Here is an 18,801-nt window from a genome sequence, read left to right as displayed (position 1 = left end):
TTTAAGGACCCACCATGAAAAAGATCGATGCGATTATTAAACCTTTCAAACTGGATGATGTACGTGAAGCGCTGGCGGAAGTTGGCATCACCGGGATGACCGTGACGGAAGTGAAAGGTTTTGGTCGTCAAAAGGGCCACACCGAGCTTTACCGTGGCGCAGAGTACATGGTGGACTTTCTGCCGAAAGTGAAAATTGAAATCGTGGTGAGCGACGACATCGTGGATACCTGTGTGGATACCATCATTCGCACGGCGCAGACGGGCAAAATCGGCGACGGCAAAATCTTCGTCTTTGACGTGGCGCGCGTGATCCGTATCCGTACCGGCGAAGAAGACGACGCGGCGATTTGATGGTATTCCTTCGCTGCCATTCCCTGGCGGCGAAGGGGCTTTTAATCGTGCTCTGTTTCCGGCAACGTGAGTGGAGAAGGGGTAAAACATCTTCTCAAACCAACGAATGTAACGATCAGCATCACGCAGCCTAGCGTCCACCCGCTCATCTGAGAGAAAAAGTGGGCATAGGCAGCAATCGCCGTATCGTTAATCTGTGGCTCTGTGGTTTGTTGCGCCACGCGTCCTGCCAGCCAGTTGGCGACTGCGCCTGTTGCCAGCATATAAATCCCCGTTAACAGACCTGTGATGCCCGGTAGATTCAGACGGGTGATTTGCGCCATCGCTACCGGGTCGATAAACAGTTCGGCGAAACCCATTAGCGCCAGACCGGCGATCATCATCCCCATTGAGACCTGTCCGTTTAACCCGCCATGACGTGCATTCAGCGCCAGTAACATAAAACCAACGCTCATTAACAACAGACCTAATGCGAACTTCAGCCATACGCGTAGCGCTGAGCGTATTTTCCCTTCCGGACGCGCTAGCCAGGAAAGGGCAATACCTGCTGCCATTACTGCAATGGCATTAACTGACTGAAACAGCGCCGTTGGTACCTCAATATTTAGCAGCTGTCGGTTAACAAAGCGGTCGATAAACAGGCTTATAGTACTGCCACCCTGCTGTGCCAGCACCCAGAACAGCGTCCCTGTTATCATCAGTATCGCGATTTGCCAAAGTGCGCGGCGATGCTCAGGAAATCTCATCATAATGCGCGCCACCATTATCACAGCAAACGCGCACACGGCGACCAGTAGATAACCAGAGCCATTATTCTCCAGTAACAGGGTAAAAAAGAGGGGCGCGATGCACAGCATTATCAGCAGCCAGCCCCAGACCGGGAGGAGATACTTTTTGCTGCATAATGCCTGTTTATTAACACCGCGCGTATGGTGGAAGTGGTGATGCCCGCTGAGGAAAATCAGCAAACCTGCAAACATGCCGATCCCGGCCAGTGCAAAGCCAATATGCCAGCCGTACCATTGCGCCGCCAGTCCGCAGGCAATCGGCGCAGCAATGGAGCCAATGTTCCCTGCGGCATATAACAGCGAAAATCCGCCATCACGACGTGGATCGTCATGGGCATAAAGTTCTCCCAACAGACAACTGATATTGGATTTAAACAGACCATAACCACATATGATTATCGCCAGTGCAACGTACAGACTGCGGGTTGAGTCAGATTCGATACCTAACACCACATGGCCGAACGTCATCAGCAATGCACCGGTAATAATGGCTGTGCGGTTGCCAAGCAGGCGGTCAGCCAGCCAGCCGCCGAGAATAGGGGTGACGTAGACCAAAGATGCGTAAGCGCTAAAGAGTGTGATGGCGTGGCTATCGTCGAAACCAAGCTGATGGGTGAGGTAGAGGATAAGCAGAGCACGCATGCCGTAAAAGCTGAAATATTCCCAGATTTGAATCGCCACGATGTAATAAATCGCGCGCGGTTGTGAGGGTGTTTTCATGTTATCTCCTTGCGGCGTGAAAAAGGGAAGTGGCAAGCCACTTCCCTTTAGTCTTTATTTATCGTTTTTCAGTACCTTAACGGTATAACGACCATCCGCCTGGCGATATGCACCATGGATGTCGGTTTCAAAGCCTGGATAGTGAGCACCTATTTCGCACAGCATTTGCAGGAATTCCAGCACTGGACGGCTCTCTTCAGTGATCATCTCACCAGGCATAACCAGCGGTACTCCTGGAGGATATGGCAGGATCATATTGGCGTTGACGCGGCCCACCATCTCACTGAGATAGACCTCTTCCGTCTCACCATGCAGCTCTTTCTGGAACGCGGCATACGGTGTTATCACCATTTTTGGCAGCACTTCAAATGCACGGAACATCAGATCCGGCAGATTATGATGCTCAACGAGTTTATGAATGTTCTGTGCAAGCTCCTGAATGCGCATGCTTTCGTAGAACTCAGGATTCTCACGATAGAGCGATGGCAGCATGTTTTTCACGCGCAGATTGAGATCGAAAGCGCGTTTGAAATCGGTGAGTGCGCGGAGCAGACTCAGGGCTTTCGTTTTATCAATACCGATGCTGAACAGGAACAGCAGGTTATACGGACCCGTTTTCTCAACCACGATGCCTTGTTCATCAAGGTATTTCGCGATGATACTGGCAGGAATACCGAAGTCGTCCATGGTGCCATCTTTCTTCATCCCCGGTGTCAAAATGGTGACTTTAATCGGGTCGAGATACATATGCTCGTTATCAATGTTCTTGAAACCGTGCCATGCACTATCGGAACGCAGAGGCCAGCATTCAGGCTCATCAATGTGTTCCGGCTGCCACACATCGAAGAACCAGCCTTCAGATTCGCCTTTCAGACGTTTAATCTCTTTGCGGAATTTCACTGCGCGCTGAATAGAACCGTCGATCAGACGCTTACCGGCATTACCTTTCATCATCGCCGCAGCGGTTTCAGTGGATGCCACAATCCCATAGTGCGGAGAGGTTGTCGTGTGCATCATGTAAGCTTCGTTGAAGGTCTCTTCGTTTACGTCGCCTTTTACATGAATCATCGAAGCCTGAGAAAACGCCGCCAGCAGTTTGTGCGTGGACTGAGTTTCATAAATCACTTTACCTTCCACACGACCGCCGCTCATCCCACTTTTACCCGCGTAAATAGGGGAGAAATTGGTATAAGGTACCCAGGCCGAGTCAAAGTGGATGGATTTTACATCCAGCGTTTTCTTGATGTAGTCAGTGTTGTAGAGCAGACCATCGTAGGTGGAATTGGTTATAACGGCGTGCACTGGCCAGGTCGCGTTTGGCGTCTCTTTTACGCGTTTGGCAATGGTTGCATGCTGAAGTTCGCTCTGCGGGATCCCGCCGAGAATACCGTATGCGTTACGGGTTGGTCGGAAATAGATCGGTGTAATATCGCTCATCATCATCAGATGCGTCAGCGATTTATGACAGTTTCGATCGATCAGTACAGTGCTGCCTGCAGGTGCTGAGTACATGCCGACAATTTTGTTCGCTGTGGATGTACCGTTGGTCACCATGTAGCTGCGCTCAGCATTGAATACACGAGCGATATACTCTTCTGCCTCTTTGTGCGGGCCGCTATGGTCAAGCAGTGAACCGAGTTCGGATACGGAAATCGAGATGTCAGATTTCATGGTATTAGGGCCGAAGAAGTCGTAGAAAAGACTTCCTACCGGGCTTTTCTGGAACGCGGTGCCGCCCATATGGCCAGGTGTACAGAACGTATATTTCCCTTCGCGAACATATTTGAACAGCGCTTTGGTCAGCGGCGGCAAAATCGTGTCGATATATTCATCTGTGTTCTGTTTGATTTTGGCGGCGATATCGTCAGCGGCACCGAGAGCATACTCAAAGAAACGTACTTTCATACGCAGATCGTTGAGGCTGACGTCGAGCGTGGAGTATGAATTAGCGAATGCATACAGCGGCATGTATTCGTTCATTTTGCTGATATCTTCACACAGCTCGAGATTGTATTTATCCCAGTCGAAAATAACGCCGCACAGACGCGCATTGTTCTCAATGAGTTTTAGTAAGTCTTCGCGGTCATTTGGGTAAACAATACGGAAATCCAGACGCTCAAGTGCGCGGTGGAGCTCACGGATAGGTTCTTCTTTAAAGTAAACGCCCATGTGATTCATGATAGCGATAACATTCATAGTCTTATCTCCAGGTGTAGAAAACCCCTCCCGTCACGGTGTGACAGGTGTCAGGAAGGGCTATAAGAAAGGGGGATTAAAGTGCGTCGGCGGTGGTGCTGTCGGCGTCGTTGTTATGTTGGCGCTGGTACATCTTGCGGCCATAGAACATCAGAATGACGAGGCTGACGATAAAGGTGCCAGACAGTTCGAAGGAGTTGGCCCCCATCAGTGCGATGAAGCAGAACGCGCAGCCAAGAATGGAGCAGACCAGGCTTGCCAGGTTGCGAACGTTAACGCCTTCGAAGCGAATCAGGTCAACGCAGGAGTAGAAATACGGCAGCATGGTCAGTAGTACTGCGATACCCGTCAGTTCGCCGAACAGGTCTGAGGCTTTACCGCCGCTTGAGTTCATCACGGTGATGAGAACCATCAGTACGGTCATTTTCAGCGCTGCCAGCAGCAGGCCTTTTTTCGGGATACCATTGCTATCAACTTCGCCGTAAATTTTCGGGAAGTTACCATCGTTAGCGGCGCGAACCCCGGCCTGGCCTACCAGCATCATCCAGGAGCCCAGTGAGGTCAGGCAGGCGAAGGCGGTGAAGGCAGATACTATCGGTGCAGCCCAGTTACCCATGATGGTTGAGGCACTGATAGCGAATGGTGCGCCAGAAGCGGCCATTTCAGAGGCCGGATACATACCAGAAATCACCTGTGTTGCCGCGATATAGACAATACCGGCCAGAGCGGTACCCAGCATGGTTGCCAGAGGCACTGTGCGTTTAGGGTTTTTCACCATCCCGGTGCTTACCGCAGCGGATTCAACCCCAACGAATGCCCACAGGCAGAGCAGGATACTTTTGATCACCGCATGAGGGTCGGTAGTGGTAGATGTGTTCCAGTTTGCCTGATAGATGGCAGCATCAAACCAGTGCCATCCCGCAATCGCAGTCACTACGACCGGGATCAGCACCAGTACCAGACCGATAGTCGTCAGGCGGCTCACCCAGGTCCCACCAAGCATATTCACAAAGGTAAACAGCCAGACAATTGCAATACAGGCAATACCTGCCGGAACAGGATTATTTAATGCCGGGAAGAAGGTGGAAAGATAAGAGACAGCGGTAATACCAATTGCCAGATTACCAATCCAGTTTGCGTGGTAATAAAGCACACCGGTCTGGAAACCGAAAGCGGGAGATAATTCCCCGGCATAAGCAATTGGGCCACCTTGTTGAGGGTTTTTGGTGGCCAGGCGGGCGTAGACATATGCCAGAGACATTGCCCCAATAATGGAAATTACCCATCCCCAAATTGCAATGCCACCGATGCTGGCAAGGTTTGCGGGTAATAAAGCAATACCGCTTCCCATCATATTACCGGCGACGACACCGGTGCAGGCAAATAGGCCTATCTTTTTGGCTGAACTCATGTTCGTTTCTCCTGAATTTTATTTTGGAGGTGCGGACCGTTGTTTAAGGCTCAAAATGATCCGACCGACTGACCGCAAGGTTACGGATGCGAACAGGAGAAGTCCTAAAGATAAAGTGAAATAAAAGACAACTTCAAAAAAATGATACCCTGAGATTTTTTCGTTAACATATCAGGATAAAAATTTTATATCAGGAAAAGATAAATAATGATATCTAACAGGGGATTGATGATATTTTTATTACGGCAGGGATTGTTGCCTGGAGGTAACAATTAACACCTCCTGGCAACATTTTTACTACTTACTGAATAAATTCATTAACGCATTCAGAGGGCGCTTTCTACTCTTGTGCAAGAAACGTTTTTAAATAAGGGGCTGCTTTTTTAATGGAAGTCTGGAAAACGCCATTCTCAATCCAGTAGAGAGTGTTTTCACCCGGCCTTAAGTTAAATGCTGTAATATAAGCATCAGCCGCCAGACGATTATCACCCTTCATCTCATAGATCTTTCCCAGTAACACATAATTTAGCCAGGACATTTCGAGTTCAATACTTTTGTTAATGTTCCTGTATGCATTGTCAATATCACCTTTGCTTAATCCATTGATAGTCTGTATTTGATACCACGTTGCTGATTCCTCAATGCCGGGAAGTTGCGCGATTTTACTCAGCTCATTATTCAGCGCGGTAAGTTGAGGTTCATTGAACTGTTGCTGTGAATGTCGTAGTACATCCACCAGTACTTTTTCCAGCAGCGCATTTATAAAGTCAGGTGCGTCTTTTGCGACGACGCTGAGTAACTCGCTGGCTTTATTTAATGACACGACATCACCTTCCATAATCAACTGGTCAGCCTGGTAGAACTGCGCCAACGACAGGCTTTGCGAATTGCGGAACTGGGCAAGTTGTGCCTGCATACGAGGTGGCCAGGGCTGCGTCAACACGGCGGAGAGACTGTGGAGGAGATCTTCCTGTACCGATAACAGTGTGTTGTCGGTAATAAAGTAGCGCTTGTCCAGCATGACAGAGCTGTCTGCATTATCGACCAGCAATACAGACATAAAACATTGCTGTGCCCGGTAATGGCGTTGATTAACGAATTTGATGGTGAGTGTTTTCCCGGAGCTACTGGGTTCTGTCACGTTGTAGTTGGTTTTGTCATGCACCATAAAGGTGGAATATGTGTTTAGTGACGAGGTAATCAGGTTTCCCAGGCCGATGGCGTAGGACTGTTGAGAAGACCACTTATTGCAAGAGATACCGCGCTCAAAACGTACATCTATATCGCGTGGATTGAGTAGCAGGCGCGTTTTGGTCACCGGTGGGTGAGAATTGATAAGCGACATGATAACCAGCGCAATCAACGCACCAAGTGACAACAGAAACAGTAGCCAGGTCCAGAAGGAGGCGACACGATTTCGTCGATCGACTTTTTTTCGCGCCTGTCTGAATGAGGGGGCGGATGCTGTTTCCGGTTCAGGAAGCGTATTGACCTGTCCGGCAGGCGTCGTTTCTGGTGAGGCTATAAGCGTGGATGGCCCACTGTCGGCGCTTTCTTCAGTCATCCAGACCACCGGCGCGGTGAGCTTGTAGCCCCTCTTTGGCACTGTGGTGATGTATTCTGGACTCTGCTCATCACCGTCTTTCAGCCATTTGCGGAGTTCTGAAATGCTCTGGGTAACCACATGACTGGTGACAATATTGCGCATCCAGATGTTATCAATGATCTCATCCCGGCTCAGGACTTCATCAGGATGACTGGCGAAATACACCAAAAGATCAATTAAGCGTGGTTCAAGCGTCAGTTGGCGACCTTGTCGACTAATTTGATTTATGGACGGCGTAACTCGCCACTCGCCAACGCGTACAACAGGTTGTTGCATAAAAAAGCGTCCCCAAGCGGAAAAGGGAAAAGAAAAATCATAACATGAATGACAAACTCATTATTGATAAGCCACAAGACTCAATGTTGAAGATGAAAGAAAAAAAGGATGCCGCTAAATACAGCATCCTGAGAGGAATGAGTCGGTTTACAGCACTTTATGAGGCCCGAAACACTCGTAATGAATGTTTTCAGATTTGATCCCCAGCGTAACTAACTGTCTGGCGGCAAACTGCATAAAAGCGACTGGGCCGCAGAGCCAGAATTGCATCTCTGGATTGCTGAACAGGCTCTCGTGTTTACTCAAATCCATCAAGCCCTCGCTGTCGAATCGTGCATTCTGACGGTCATCTTCATTAGGCTGGCGATACCAGGTATGCGCGGTAAAGCGTGGCAGGGTCGCCCCCAGCGTTTTTACTTCATCCGAAAAGGCATGCACATCACCGTTCTCGGCGGCGTGGAACCAGTTTACCTGTGCGGTGTGGGTTGCTTTCGCCAGCGTATCGAGCATCGCCAGCATTGGCGTTTGGCCGACACCCGCAGAGATCAGCGTAACAGGGGTATGCGTTTCAACGGCCATAAAGAAATCACCAGCAGGTGCGGCCAGATGAACCACGTCACCCACGCTGGCTTCGTTGTGCAGCCAGTTTGAAACCTGACCGCCTTCTTCACGCTTCACTGCGATACGGTAACGTTTACCGTCAGGTTTGCGGGTCAGGGAGTACTGGCGGATCTCCTGATGCGGGAAACCTTCAGGCTTCAGCCAGACGCCCAGATACTGTCCTGGCTGATAATCAGCTACCGGCTGACCGTCAACCGGTTCAAATTCAAAGCTGGTAATAAGCTGGCTGCGCGGCGTTTTCTCAACGATACGAAACGCACGCGTACCTTCCCAGCCACCGTTCTTACTGGCGTTTTCGCTGTAGATTTGCGCTTCACGATTGATGAATACGTTTGCCAGCACGCCGTAGGCTTTACCCCACGCGTCCAGTACCTCCTGACCCGGACTGAACATTTCGTCCAGGGTCGCTAACAGATGGCCGCCAACGATGTTGTACTGCTCCGGTTTGATCTGGAAGCTGGTATGTTTCTGCGCGATTTTTTCCACCGCAGGCAGCAGCGCTGCCAGGTTTTCAATATTACTGGCGTAGGCCGCGATAGCATTGAACAGGGCTTCGCGCTGATCGCCATTACGCTGGTTGCTCATGTTGAAAATCTCTTTGAGCTCCGGGTTGTGCGTGAACATACGATCGTAGAAATGGGCAGTGAGTTTAGGACCGGTTTCTACCAGCAGGGGAATAGTGGCTTTTACAGTAGCGATGGTTTGAGCGTCGAGCATGAGCGCGTCCTTCTGATGTCATTTTAATGATGTATTTTAAATGCATCTTATAAAAAATACCCCTTCGTTGTAAATGGTTCTTTGCAACATGAAAAATATGCATCACAAACCTGAAAAGAAATCGGTTGAAAATGTCGAGAGCTTTATTCCTCAAACCCTTGCGTGGCGTGAAGGAAAACGTTTGCGTAAAATCGTTTGTCAAGACCTGTTATCACAGAACTATTCAGTTATACTGTTGCCCGTCGTCCAACAGGACTGCCTTTTCAGGCCAAAATTTACTTGTTAGCTGAGTCAGGAGATGCGGATGTTAAAGCGTGAAATGAACATTGCCGATTATGATGCCGAACTGTGGCAGGCTATGGAGCAGGAAAAAGTACGTCAGGAAGAGCACATCGAACTGATCGCCTCCGAAAACTACACCAGCCCGCGCGTAATGCAGGCGCAGGGCTCTCAGCTGACCAACAAATATGCTGAAGGTTATCCGGGTAAGCGTTACTACGGCGGTTGTGAGTACGTTGATATCGTTGAGCAACTGGCTATCGACCGTGCGAAAGAGCTTTTTGGTGCTGACTACGCTAACGTGCAGCCGCACTCTGGCTCTCAGGCTAACTTCGCGGTCTACACCGCGCTGCTGCAACCGGGTGATACCGTTCTGGGTATGAACCTGGCGCAGGGCGGCCACCTGACTCACGGCTCCCCGGTTAACTTCTCCGGCAAACTGTACAACATCATTCCTTACGGTATTGATGAGTCCGGTAAGATTGACTACGAAGACATGGCGAAGCAGGCGCAGACCCATAAACCGAAAATGATCATCGGCGGTTTCTCTGCTTACTCCGGTATCGTTGACTGGGCAAAAATGCGTGAAATCGCAGACAGCATCGGTGCTTACCTGTTCGTAGACATGGCCCACGTTGCGGGTCTGATTGCCGCAGGCGTTTACCCGAACCCGGTACCACACGCTCACGTTGTGACCACTACCACCCACAAAACCCTGGCGGGTCCTCGCGGTGGCCTGATCCTGGCGAAAGGCGGTGATGAAGAGCTGTACAAAAAACTGAACTCTGCTGTGTTCCCAAGCGCGCAGGGCGGCCCTCTGATGCACGTTATCGCGGCAAAAGCGGTGGCGCTGAAAGAAGCGATGGAGCCAGAGTTCAAGGTTTACCAGCAGCAGGTTGCCAAAAACGCCAAAGCGATGGTGGAAGTGTTCCTGAACCGTGGCTACAAAGTGGTCTCCGGTGGTACTGAAAACCACCTGTTCCTGCTGGATCTGGTTGATAAAAACCTGACCGGTAAAGAAGCTGACGCTGCCCTGGGCCGCGCAAACATCACCGTGAACAAAAACAGCGTACCAAACGATCCGAAGAGCCCGTTTGTGACCTCCGGTATCCGTATTGGTTCACCAGCAGTGACTCGCCGTGGCTTTAAAGAAGCGGAAGTGAAAGAGCTGGCTGGCTGGATGTGTGACGTTCTGGACAATATCAATGACGAAGCGGTTATCGAGCGCGTTAAAGGTAAAGTTCTGGATATCTGCGCACGCTTCCCGGTATACGCATAATTCCTCTGCTTTGCAGAAATAAAAAAGGCCGCGCTTGCGGCCTTTTTTTATGGCTCAACGCCGGTCAAGGGAAATCGCGCCAGGCCCGACTATCGCCAGCAGAATAAAGGCACCAGCAATACTGACATTCTTGTAGAAGTTAATCATATTCGGTACGACCGCATCACCGGTCATATCCCAGTAGTGATGGCCTATTACCGCGGTTCCCAGAGTGTAAAACACAAACAGGACGGCGAGAGGACGGGTGAAAAAACCCAGTACGATCAGAATAGCGGCGGGCACTTCCATTACCACCGCAATAATGGCCGCCAGCATGGGCATCGGCGTACCCAGCGAGGTCATATATTGCACGGTGCCGCTAAACCCTGTGAGTTTCGGATAGCCAAAAATAATAAACAGTACAACAAGTGCGATGCGGCCAATCAACAGCAACAGGTGACGCGACTGACCGAAATCGAAATAACGAAGTGAGTTCATGGCAGAAAACCTCTGCAAGTGGAGTAATTTAAACGTAATACACATTTTCATTCCCTGCCATAAACCAGATGACTGCACATTATGTTAATTTTTCGTTAATTTATAGCAGGCTATCGACTTGCTTAATTTTTATATTCTCGCCAGACTATGGCCTCGATTTCGGGAGGGATTCATGGTCTTGCATTCCACGCGCTGGCTGGCGCTCAGTTATTTCACCTATTTCTTTAGCTACGGTATTTTTCTGCCTTTCTGGAGCGTCTGGCTCAAAGGCATTGGCCTGACCCCCGAGACCATTGGTGTCCTGCTAGGAGCCGGGCTGGTGGCGCGTTTCCTCGGCAGCCTGCTGATTGCCCCGCGCGTTAGCGATCCCTCCTTACTGATCAAGGCGCTGCGCATTCTTGCTCTGTTGACGCTGGTCTTTGTCGCCTGCTTCTGGGTCAGCCACCAGTTTGCCTGGCTGATGGTCGTGATGGTCGGCTTCAACCTGTTCTTTTCACCGCTGGTACCGCTGACGGATGCCCTGGCGAACACCTGGCAAAAGCAGATCACCATGGACTATGGCCGCGTGCGGCTGTGGGGCTCAATTGCCTTTGTTATTGGCTCTGCGCTGGTGGGTAAACTGGTCAGTCTCTATGATTACCGCGCGATCCTGGCTCTGTTGAGTATCGGAATTGCCTCGATGTTGCTGGGCATGCTGCTGCGACCGTCGGTGATGCCGCAAGGGGAGAGCCGCCATCAGGAGAGCGCAGGCTGGCCTGCCTGGCGGAGCCTGGTTGCACAAAGCTGGCGTTTTCTGGCGTGCGTGTGTCTGCTCCAGGGTGCGCATGCGGCGTACTATGGTTTCAGTGCCATCTACTGGCAGGGGGCGGGATATTCTGCATCAGCCGTTGGCTATCTATGGTCGCTGGGGGTAGTGGCCGAAGTCGTTATTTTCGCCCTGAGCAAAAAGCTATTCCGTCGTTTTGGCGCGCGCGACCTGCTGCTGCTTTCCGCCCTGTGCGGTGTGCTGCGGTGGGGCATTATGGGCTGGACGACGGAACTGCCGTGGCTGATTGTGGCGCAAATTCTCCACTGCGGTACCTTCACGGTGTGCCATCTGGCGGCGATGCGCTATATCTCGGCGCGCGAGGGAGGGGACGTGATTCGTCTGCAGGCGGTTTATTCTGCGGTTGCGATGGGCGGCAGTATTGCGATCATGACGGTCTTCGCCGGTTTCCTCTACCAGCATCTGGGGCATGGCGTCTTCTGGGTAATGGCGCTGGTTGCTTTACCCGCGATAATCGTTCGTCCTAAAGTGACCGCTCGCGCCTGACTATGATTCCAGCATGGCGCGAATATGTTCTTGCTGCTGTGTGTTCAGTGCTTCAACAGCATGGATCAACGGCGGCGAGAATAACGGTAGAGCAGTAGGATAGGGGGTGATAATCAGCGCGGCTTCGCGCGGTGCCCCCTCTTTCTGGAAAGTCTGCAACGCCAGATAGCGAATATTGAGCGGCAGCAGCGTCAACTCACGAAGTTGCTCCTCAATCAGATCTTCACAGGCTTTATCTTCCCCCGTCAGCAGAATGACCTGTTTTTCGTGTAGATCGGTCTCCTGCATCAGCCAGGCGCCGAAAATCACCGCGACCAGGCTCATCTCCTCATCGGAAAAACGTAGTCCAAATTCTGCCTCCAGCTCAAACAGCGCCTCTTTGGTGGTGCGTAAAAGTCGGGGATAGAGACGATGGATCTCCTCTGGCAGGCTGTTGTCGATGCCGATCTCAAACAGCGAGCGGTCCAGCGCCTGAGCAAGATGGATATACAGCTGATCGGTCAGACCTTGCTCATCGCTGAAATTCATCCCGGTTTGAGAACGAAAGCGGGCAATCATACGCACAATGGCACGACGTAAACGCTGATCCTGCTGGTGTTTATCAAGTGCGGGATCGGGCGTGCGGAGCATCATAAACAACAGTGCCAGAAACAGTTGTTCATCCCCGTGAGCGCCTTGTGGGACTCTTCGTTTCCAGTGACGCACGATCTCCTGCGCCGTAAAATACTCCCCTCTCGACTGGGTCCAGCTGCGCTGAACGTGGGAAAACTGCGGCGTGTTCCCCAACTGGTGCTGGATTAGGCAATATTGCAAATAGAGCTGTAAAAACTGGACATCGCGGCATTCAAACTGGCGCTGTAGCTTCCGCGAGCAGAAGTTGATCAGCGCCCGCAGGTTAGCATCGTCATAAAGCGGGCGGGCAATGCCATGCTGTTTAAGTGCGGTTTTTAATGCAGGGGTAAACTGGTGCGAAACAAACTGTGGACACAGCCGCAGAGCCCTGCGCAGCCAGTGCAGCAGGCATAAACGCTTATTCAGGGCTGTACCTTCAATCCGGTAGCTGCCGTCATGGTGCGTGACGATATCAAGCCGGTGATAGCGCTGGATTTCATCGCGCGTCTCGGCTATATCTTGCCGTGCCATAGCGTCGTCCACGCCATTAGCAGCGATTATGCTCTGTGCGGTGACGACAGCATCGGGCAGGTAAAGCATCAAAAGCACCTGGCAGCGGCGCTGCGAACTGGAAAGCACAGATGGAATTTCAAGCGTCGTCATCATCTGTCGGGTATCCAGTGTGAATGTTTGATAAGAATAGCTAAATGATGGACGCTGAAAAGCGCGCCGGCAGCCCTTTCATTCAGGATTGCTGGAGAACATCACAGAATTTTTGACGTGAGGAATTGATGCAAACAGTTAAACAATGCGCGATGGCGCTATTTTTTGCGGTTATCACCTTCACCGCCAGCGCACACCCTCACAGCTTTATCGACCTGAAAACCGAACTGGTCACCGATGGCACTCAGCTAAGTGGACTGAAAATGCGCTGGACGATGGATGAAATCACCTCCGCTGACCTGCTGTATGATGCAGGAAATGCCAAACCCGGCGATGAGATCTGGAAAAAGCTGGCGGCGGAAGTGATGGCCAACGTGCTGGGTCAGCACTATTTCACCGAATTCTGGCACAACGGGCAAAAGGTTAAATTTCTGAACCGTCCTACGGAGTACGGTATGACGCGCGAGGGGCATCAGGCGGTGCTGACGTTTGTGCTTCCGCTGGCACATCCGCAGCCGCTGGCAGGGCAAAAATACACGTTTTCGACCTTTGACCCGACCTACTATGTCGACATGAGTTATGCCGGGGATAGCGATGTGCAGCTTCCGGCATCATTACAAAAAACCTGCATGATTTCCGTTCATACCCCAAAGCCCAGCGAAGAAACGCTTAACTTTGCGGTTTCTCTCGATAAGGAAGATGCCCCGCCTGAAGACATGGAGTTGGGTAAACAGTTCGCGCAGGAGGTGACATTGCAATGTCAGTGATCTCTTCACAGGTTCGGAAGCCGCGCCGCTGGCTGCATCTCTGGCCGCTGGCGCTCTTTTTGCTGTTAGCGGTTTGCGGCGCGCTGTGGCTATGGCAGGCCTGGCCACAGGTCATGATGAAAAGCATTATCTGGCAGCGTGAAGTCAACCAGCAGATGAGTGGACTGCTGAAGGCGGTGGCGGAGAATCCGACCAAAGCGGGCGGCTCCCTGCTGGCGTTCAGTTTTGTCTATGGCGTATTACATGCGCTGGGGCCAGGGCATGGAAAAATCGTCATCACCACCTGGCTCGCCACTCATCCGTCGAAGCTGAAATCGAGCATCGGCCTGACGCTGGCCTCCTCGCTGCTTCAGGGCGGCGTGGCGATTGTGCTTGTCGTAGTTGTACTTTCGCTGTTACAGCTTCCGGCGCGCCAGCTGCACATGAGCAGCTTCTGGCTGGAGAAGGGCAGTTACGCGCTGGTGGGCGTGCTGGGGCTGATTCTTTGCTGGCGTGCACTGAAAAAATTGCGCGTGTTACTGCAAAAGCCGAAGTTCAAAGCCTTTACTCCCCATCATATTCACGATGCTCACTGCGGCTGTGGGCATCAACACCTGCCGACACAGGCGCAGTTGCAGAGTGGGGATGACTGGCGAGCGCGTCTGATGATCGTCCTCTCTATGGGCATGCGCCCGTGCTCGGGGGCGATCATGGTGCTGCTGTTCAGTAAGGTGATTGGCGTGTTCGGCTGGGGCATGCTGTCCGCGCTGGCGATGGCAGCGGGAACCTCTTTGACCATTTCGTCGCTGGCTCTGCTGGTTCACAGTTTCCGTCAACTGGCGGTAAAACTCAGTGGTAATAATGCGCCGGTGCTATGGCGACAAGTCGGCTGGACAACGCTCGCGCTGGCAGGTGGGGTGATTTTGCTGGTGGCTGCGGTGACGATGTGGGTGAGCGCGGTGCCGGTAGGAAGGGGATTGCGGCCTTTTTAGTTGTTATTCCCTCTCCCACAGGGAGAGGGAATTTTCGGCATTAACGCTTCAGCGCGTCACTCAGCTCATCACGCATGTTTGCCAGCATGGCTTTAACAACGCGTGGGTTACCCGCAACGATGTTGCCGGTAGACATGTAGTTATGGCCGCCGGTGAAATCACACACCAGAGCGCCTGCTTCACGCGCGATCAGCTCGCCCGCAGCAAAGTCCCACGGCTTCAGTGCCAGTTCGAAGTAACCGTCAACACGGCCGGTCGCAACATAAGCCAGATCCAGCGCAGCAGAACCGGTGCGACGGAAGTCCGCGCATTCGGTGAACAGTTTGCCCAGGATGTTCATATAGGTGGTTGCGTGCTGTTTGGCTTTGAACGGGAAGCCGGTCGCCAGAATGGTGCCGTCCAGATCGCGTGCATTGCTGCAGCGCAGACGATAGCCGTTCAGCTGTGCGCCCTGACCGCGGGTCGCGGTGAATAGTTCGTTACGCATTGGATCGTACACAACGGCGACTTCAGTACGGCCTTTAATGCGTACTGCGATAGACACAGAGAAGTGTGGCAGGCGTTTGACGAAGTTGGTGGTGCCATCCAGTGGATCGATAACCCATTGAACATCCTGATCGGTACCTTCATGTTCACCGCTTTCTTCGGTGATGATGGTGTGCTGCGGGTAAGATTTGCGGATCGTTTCGATAATAATCGCTTCTGCGGCTTTATCGACGTTAGTCACGAAATCATTGCTGCCTTTCTGGCTGGTTTCTACGGAGTCTGGCGTTTCGTAGTGTTTGGCAATTACATTACCCGCCTTGCGCGCTGCGCGCACGGCGATGGTCAGCATCGGATGCATCGGTCTCTCTCACTGGATGTTAAAGAACAGGAAAATCGGCGCAGAGTATAGCAGCGGGATCGGATTATGTCTCCCGTTTATGATAATATGCCGGAATATTCTTCAGACGCTGAATTCAGACATTAAAAACTATGCTGCAAAACATTCGAATCGTGCTGGTCGAAACATCGCATACCGGCAACATGGGCTCGGTTGCCCGCGCTATGAAAACCATGGGCTTAACGAACCTGTGGCTGGTTAACCCGCTGGTGAAACCTGACTCGCAGGCTATCGCTCTGGCGGCCGGTGCCAGCGACGTCATCGGCAATGCCCAGATCGTCGATACCCTTGACGAAGCGCTGGCCGGCTGCAGCCTCGTTGTCGGTACCAGCGCGCGTTCGCGTACGCTGCCGTGGCCAATGCTCGATCCGCGCGAATGCGGTCTGAAAAGTGTGGCAGAAGCTGAACAGGCACCCGTTGCGCTGGTCTTTGGTCGCGAGCGCGTTGGCCTGACCAACGACGAACTGCAAAAATGCCATTACCATGTCGCGATTGCCGCGAACCCGGAGTACAGCTCGCTGAACCTGGCGATGGCGGTACAGGTTATCGCCTACGAAGTGCGTATGGCCTGGCTGGCAACGCAGGAAAATGAGCGTACTGAGCCTCAGGAAGAGACCGCCTATCCGCTGGTGGACGATCTTGAGCGCTTCTACGGACATCTGGAGCAGACGCTGCTCTCAACCGGCTTTATCCGCGAGGGCCATCCAGGCCAGGTGATGAACAAACTGCGCCGTCTGTTCACCCGCGCGCGTCCGGAAAGCCAGGAGCTGAACATCCTGCGCGGAATTCTGGCGTCGATTGAGCAAAAGAATAAAGCGTAGTGTCGGTTTTCCCCTCTCCCCGTGGGAGAGGGCTGGGGTGCGGGCATCAGACCGCACCCCACAAAAAACGGCACAGAAGGTTAAATACCTGACTAAAACAGTCAAGTAAATAGTTGACCATTTTAGTCAGGAATGTCAGACTTGGCCCTGCTATGCAATACCCCATTTTACTATAAAAAACCCCGGGCAGGGGCGAGTTTGAGGTTAAGTAAGACATGAGACTGACATCTAAAGGGCGTTATGCCGTGACCGCGATGCTGGACGTTGCGCTCAACTCCGAAGCGGGCCCGGTTCCGTTGGCTGATATTTCTGAACGACAAGGGATCTCCCTCTCTTATCTGGAACAGCTGTTCTCCAGACTGCGTAAAAATGGACTGGTTTCCAGCGTTCGTGGCCCAGGCGGCGGTTATCTGCTGGGTAAAGACGCGGGCAGTATTGCAGTTGGTGAAGTGATTAGCGCAGTTGACGAATCCGTTGACGCGACCCGTTGCCAGGGTAAAGGCGGCTGCCAGGGCGGCGATAAGTGCCTGACTCACGCGCTGTGGCGCGATCTGAGCGACCGTCTGACCGGCTTCCTGAACAACATCACTCTTGGTGAGCTGGTGAATAACCAGGAAGTTCTGGATGTCTCCGGTCGTCAGCACAGCCATGATTCACAACGCAGCACCCGCGCGCAGGACGCTATCGACGTTAAGTTACGCGCGTAATAAAAAGATAAGTATTTCAGAATCAGGCCGGGGCGAGGACTCGCCCCGTGTACTCGGTCGTACATCCAGCCGGTTGCCTGATTCCTTGCATTGAAGCGATGTACGGAGTTTAAAGAGCAATGAAATTACCGATTTATCTCGATTACTCCGCAACCACGCCGGTGGACCCGCGTGTTGCCGAGAAAATGATGCAGTGTCTGACCCTGGACGGAAACTTTGGTAACCCAGCTTCCCGTTCACACCGTTTTGGCTGGCATGCTGAAGAGGCGGTGGATATCGCCCGTAATCAGATTGCTGACCTGGTGGGTGCCGACCCGCGTGAGATTGTTTTCACCTCCGGTGCGACCGAATCCGACAACCTGGCGATCAAAGGTGCAGCCAACTTTTATCAGAAAAAAGGCAAGCACATCATCACCAGCAAAACCGAACACAAAGCCGTGCTGGATACCTGCCGCCAGCTGGAGCGTGAAGGGTACGAAGTCACCTACCTGGCACCACAGAGCAACGGTATCATCGACCTGAAAGAGCTCGAAGCGGCCATGCGTGATGACACCATTCTGGTCTCCATCATGCACGTAAACAACGAAATCGGCGTAGTGCAAGATATCGCGACCATCGGCGAAATGTGCCGTGCGCGCGGTATCATCTATCACGTTGATGCGACCCAGAGCGTGGGTAAACTGCCTATCGACCTGAGCCAGCTGAAAGTTGACCTGATGTCCTTCTCCGGCCACAAAATCTATGGCCCGAAAGGTATCGGCGCACTGTACGTTCGTCGTAAGCCACGTATCCGCATCGAAGCACAAATGCACGGTGGTGGTCACGAGCGCGGCATGCGTTCTGGTACGCTGCCTGTTCACCAGATCGTGGGCATGGGCGAAGCATACCGCATTGCAAAAGAAGAGATGGAAACCGAGATGGCGCGCCTGCGCACGCTGCGTAACCGTCTGTGGGACGGCGTGAAAGATATGGAAGAAGTGTATCTGAACGGCGATCTCGAGCAGGGCGCACCTAACATTCTCAACGTCAGCTTCAACTATGTTGAAGGCGAATCGCTGATCATGGCGCTGAAAGACCTTGCCGTTTCTTCCGGTTCAGCCTGTACCTCTGCAAGCCTGGAGCCATCCTACGTGCTGCGCGCGCTGGGTATGACTGACGAGCTGGCACACAGCTCTATCCGTTTCTCTTTAGGTCGTTTCACTACCGAAGAAGAGATTGACTACACCATCAAGCTGGTTCGCAACTCCATCGGCCGTCTGCGCGACCTTTCTCCACTGTGGGAAATGTTCAAGCAGGGCGTGGATCTGAACAGCATTGAATGGTCACATCACTAATCGGTACA

General features: G+C 52.3%; 16 protein-coding genes. 8 read left to right on the top strand and 8 right to left on the bottom strand.

The window, feature by feature from the left end:
• Window positions 1-14: 14 nt before the first annotated feature.
• Window positions 15-353, top strand: a complete 339-nt coding sequence (gene glnB, locus JGF26_RS08810) for a nitrogen regulatory protein P-II (protein WP_003860685.1) — start codon at window positions 15-17, stop codon at window positions 351-353.
• Between the two features lie 41 nt (window positions 354-394).
• Here the strand turns inward: glnB and JGF26_RS08805 are convergent, their stop codons facing one another.
• The 5 genes from JGF26_RS08805 to hmpA form a co-directional block, all read right to left on the bottom strand.
• Window positions 395-1,861 (bottom strand): oligopeptide:H+ symporter, encoded by a 1,467-nt coding sequence (locus tag JGF26_RS08805; RefSeq protein WP_134707655.1) that lies wholly within the window; start codon window positions 1,859-1,861, stop codon window positions 395-397.
• A 54-nt stretch (window positions 1,862-1,915) separates the two neighbouring features.
• A complete protein-coding gene (cadA, locus tag JGF26_RS08800) occupies window positions 1,916-4,057 on the bottom strand; it encodes a lysine decarboxylase CadA (RefSeq protein WP_049005975.1) in 2,142 nt (713 codons plus the stop codon).
• A gap of 76 nt (window positions 4,058-4,133) precedes the next feature.
• Window positions 4,134-5,468, bottom strand: a complete 1,335-nt coding sequence (cadB, locus tag JGF26_RS08795; RefSeq protein ID WP_129323982.1) for a cadaverine/lysine antiporter — start codon at window positions 5,466-5,468, stop codon at window positions 4,134-4,136.
• A gap of 340 nt (window positions 5,469-5,808) precedes the next feature.
• Window positions 5,809-7,350, bottom strand: a complete 1,542-nt coding sequence (cadC, locus tag JGF26_RS08790) for a lysine decarboxylation/transport transcriptional activator CadC (protein ID WP_134707656.1) — start codon at window positions 7,348-7,350, stop codon at window positions 5,809-5,811.
• A gap of 147 nt (window positions 7,351-7,497) precedes the next feature.
• Window positions 7,498-8,688, bottom strand: a complete 1,191-nt coding sequence (gene hmpA, locus JGF26_RS08785; protein ID WP_108090917.1) for an NO-inducible flavohemoprotein — start codon at window positions 8,686-8,688, stop codon at window positions 7,498-7,500.
• Between the two features lie 304 nt (window positions 8,689-8,992).
• On the opposite strand from hmpA, the gene glyA reads away from it, so the two are divergent.
• Window positions 8,993-10,246 (top strand): serine hydroxymethyltransferase, encoded by a 1,254-nt coding sequence (gene glyA / locus JGF26_RS08780; RefSeq protein WP_028016077.1) that lies wholly within the window; start codon window positions 8,993-8,995, stop codon window positions 10,244-10,246.
• A 54-nt stretch (window positions 10,247-10,300) separates the two neighbouring features.
• Here glyA and JGF26_RS08775 read toward each other — a convergent pair whose 3' ends face one another.
• Window positions 10,301-10,723 (bottom strand): DoxX family protein, encoded by a 423-nt coding sequence (locus tag JGF26_RS08775; RefSeq protein ID WP_028016078.1) that lies wholly within the window; start codon window positions 10,721-10,723, stop codon window positions 10,301-10,303.
• Window positions 10,724-10,895: 172 nt separating this feature from the next.
• Here JGF26_RS08775 and JGF26_RS08770 point away from each other — a divergent pair, with 172 nt between their 5' ends.
• Window positions 10,896-12,035 (top strand): 3-phenylpropionate MFS transporter, encoded by a 1,140-nt coding sequence (locus JGF26_RS08770; protein ID WP_049005525.1) that lies wholly within the window; start codon window positions 10,896-10,898, stop codon window positions 12,033-12,035.
• On the opposite strand, the gene csiE is transcribed toward JGF26_RS08770, so the two are convergent.
• Window positions 12,036-13,313 (bottom strand): stationary phase inducible protein CsiE, encoded by a 1,278-nt coding sequence (gene csiE / locus JGF26_RS08765; RefSeq protein WP_134707657.1) that lies wholly within the window; start codon window positions 13,311-13,313, stop codon window positions 12,036-12,038.
• A 125-nt stretch (window positions 13,314-13,438) separates the two neighbouring features.
• Between csiE and JGF26_RS08760 the strand changes: the two genes are divergently transcribed.
• A complete protein-coding gene (locus JGF26_RS08760) occupies window positions 13,439-14,077 on the top strand; it encodes a DUF1007 family protein (protein ID WP_134707658.1) in 639 nt (212 codons plus the stop codon).
• Window positions 14,068-15,048, top strand: a complete 981-nt coding sequence (locus JGF26_RS08755) for a nickel/cobalt transporter (protein ID WP_134707659.1) — start codon at window positions 14,068-14,070, stop codon at window positions 15,046-15,048. Before JGF26_RS08760 ends, JGF26_RS08755 begins: the two co-directional genes overlap by 10 nt.
• Window positions 15,049-15,088: 40 nt before the next feature.
• Here the strand turns inward: JGF26_RS08755 and suhB are convergent, their stop codons facing one another.
• A complete protein-coding gene (gene suhB / locus JGF26_RS08750; RefSeq protein WP_013098296.1) occupies window positions 15,089-15,892 on the bottom strand; it encodes an inositol-1-monophosphatase in 804 nt (267 codons plus the stop codon).
• A 131-nt stretch (window positions 15,893-16,023) separates the two neighbouring features.
• Between suhB and trmJ the strand changes: the two genes are divergently transcribed.
• The 3 genes from trmJ (at window position 16,024) to iscS (ending at window position 18,793) form a co-directional block, all read left to right on the top strand.
• On the top strand, window positions 16,024-16,752 hold the full coding sequence (gene trmJ, locus JGF26_RS08745; RefSeq protein WP_028016083.1) for a tRNA (cytosine(32)/uridine(32)-2'-O)-methyltransferase TrmJ: 729 nt from the start codon (window positions 16,024-16,026) through the stop codon (window positions 16,750-16,752).
• A gap of 215 nt (window positions 16,753-16,967) precedes the next feature.
• On the top strand, window positions 16,968-17,459 hold the full coding sequence (iscR, locus tag JGF26_RS08740; protein WP_008502158.1) for a Fe-S cluster assembly transcriptional regulator IscR: 492 nt from the start codon (window positions 16,968-16,970) through the stop codon (window positions 17,457-17,459).
• 119 nt (window positions 17,460-17,578) lie between these two features.
• The gene (gene iscS / locus JGF26_RS08735; RefSeq protein WP_008502157.1) at window positions 17,579-18,793 is read left to right on the top strand and encodes a cysteine desulfurase; all 1,215 of its coding nucleotides are present in this window, start codon (window positions 17,579-17,581) and stop codon (window positions 18,791-18,793) included.
• The last annotated feature ends 8 nt before the right edge of the window (window positions 18,794-18,801 follow it).

This window comes from Enterobacter sp. E1 (genome assembly GCF_016809815.1).
Lineage (GTDB): Bacteria > Pseudomonadota > Gammaproteobacteria > Enterobacterales > Enterobacteriaceae > Enterobacter > Enterobacter adelaidei.
Note: the sequence above shows the minus strand (reverse complement) of the source record. Positions and strands in the feature narration are given on the sequence as shown.

Excerpts from the sequence above, each read along its gene's own strand:
- glnB (WP_003860685.1), top strand. The coding sequence starts at position 15 with ATGAAAAAGATCGATGCGATTATTAAACCTTTCAAACTGGATGATGTA.
- JGF26_RS08805 (WP_134707655.1), bottom strand. The coding sequence starts at position 1,861 with ATGAAAACACCCTCACAACCGCGCGCGATTTATTACATCGTGGCGATT.
- cadA (WP_049005975.1), bottom strand. The coding sequence starts at position 4,057 with ATGAATGTTATCGCTATCATGAATCACATGGGCGTTTACTTTAAAGAA.
- cadB (WP_129323982.1), bottom strand. The coding sequence starts at position 5,468 with ATGAGTTCAGCCAAAAAGATAGGCCTATTTGCCTGCACCGGTGTCGTC.
- cadC (WP_134707656.1), bottom strand. The coding sequence starts at position 7,350 with ATGCAACAACCTGTTGTACGCGTTGGCGAGTGGCGAGTTACGCCGTCC.
- hmpA (WP_108090917.1), bottom strand. The coding sequence starts at position 8,688 with ATGCTCGACGCTCAAACCATCGCTACTGTAAAAGCCACTATTCCCCTG.
- glyA (WP_028016077.1), top strand. The coding sequence starts at position 8,993 with ATGTTAAAGCGTGAAATGAACATTGCCGATTATGATGCCGAACTGTGG.
- JGF26_RS08775 (WP_028016078.1), bottom strand. The coding sequence starts at position 10,723 with ATGAACTCACTTCGTTATTTCGATTTCGGTCAGTCGCGTCACCTGTTG.
- JGF26_RS08770 (WP_049005525.1), top strand. The coding sequence starts at position 10,896 with ATGGTCTTGCATTCCACGCGCTGGCTGGCGCTCAGTTATTTCACCTAT.
- csiE (WP_134707657.1), bottom strand. The coding sequence starts at position 13,313 with ATGATGACGACGCTTGAAATTCCATCTGTGCTTTCCAGTTCGCAGCGC.
- JGF26_RS08760 (WP_134707658.1), top strand. The coding sequence starts at position 13,439 with ATGCAAACAGTTAAACAATGCGCGATGGCGCTATTTTTTGCGGTTATC.
- JGF26_RS08755 (WP_134707659.1), top strand. The coding sequence starts at position 14,068 with ATGTCAGTGATCTCTTCACAGGTTCGGAAGCCGCGCCGCTGGCTGCAT.
- suhB (WP_013098296.1), bottom strand. The coding sequence starts at position 15,892 with ATGCATCCGATGCTGACCATCGCCGTGCGCGCAGCGCGCAAGGCGGGT.
- trmJ (WP_028016083.1), top strand. The coding sequence starts at position 16,024 with ATGCTGCAAAACATTCGAATCGTGCTGGTCGAAACATCGCATACCGGC.
- iscR (WP_008502158.1), top strand. The coding sequence starts at position 16,968 with ATGAGACTGACATCTAAAGGGCGTTATGCCGTGACCGCGATGCTGGAC.
- iscS (WP_008502157.1), top strand. The coding sequence starts at position 17,579 with ATGAAATTACCGATTTATCTCGATTACTCCGCAACCACGCCGGTGGAC.